General features: G+C 59.8%; 1 protein-coding gene. It reads left to right on the top strand.

From position 1 onward, the window contains the following. Nucleotides 1-257 precede the first annotated feature (257 nt). On the top strand, nucleotides 258-645 hold a 388-nt coding region (locus ON32_RS23370; protein ID WP_308418359.1), incomplete at its 3' end, for a GntR family transcriptional regulator.

The raw sequence follows: 645 nt of genomic DNA on the forward strand, positions 1-645 counted from the left end.
GGGGTACCGCTGTGGCGGGGGTGGATCAGTGGCCGGAGGGTTGGCGTCCACCGGTGGGGCTCATGCTTACTCCGGAGGAGTTCGTTCGGAAGATCACCGGAGCATCCACTCCGGAGTCTCTCGTGCGGCTTGTGGAGCGAAACGACTGGCAGACCGTTCTCGTTACGATGCTTCATCGGGCGCTTCTCGACGGTGCGTTCGAAGTGAACGATAGATTGCCTTTGCCCCGAGAAAACGCCGAATACCTCGGTATATCGATGAACACTGTTTTACGAGCGTATCGGGAGCTGATCGAGGCGGGTTATCTGGTCGTCGGCAGTCGTGTCACCGCTGTGGCGAGTGAGGATCAGTGGCCGGAGGGTTGGCGTCCACCGGTGGGGCTCATGCTTACTCCGGAGGAGTTCGTTCGGAAGATCACCGGAGCATCCACTCCGGAGTCTTTCGTGCGGCTTGTGGAGCGAAATGACTGGCAGACCGTTCTCGTTACGATGCTTCATCGGGCGCTTCTCGACGGTGCGTTCGAGGCGGGCGACCGGCTCCCGCTGTCTTCGGAACTCGGCGAATATCTCGGAGTGTCGAAAGACACTGTCGTATTGGCATATCGGGCGTTGTCCGAGGCGGGTTATCTGGTCACCGTCTCTGGTT

Source organism: Nocardia paucivorans NBRC 100373 (assembly GCF_000308675.1).
Lineage (GTDB): Bacteria > Actinomycetota > Actinomycetes > Mycobacteriales > Mycobacteriaceae > Nocardia > Nocardia paucivorans.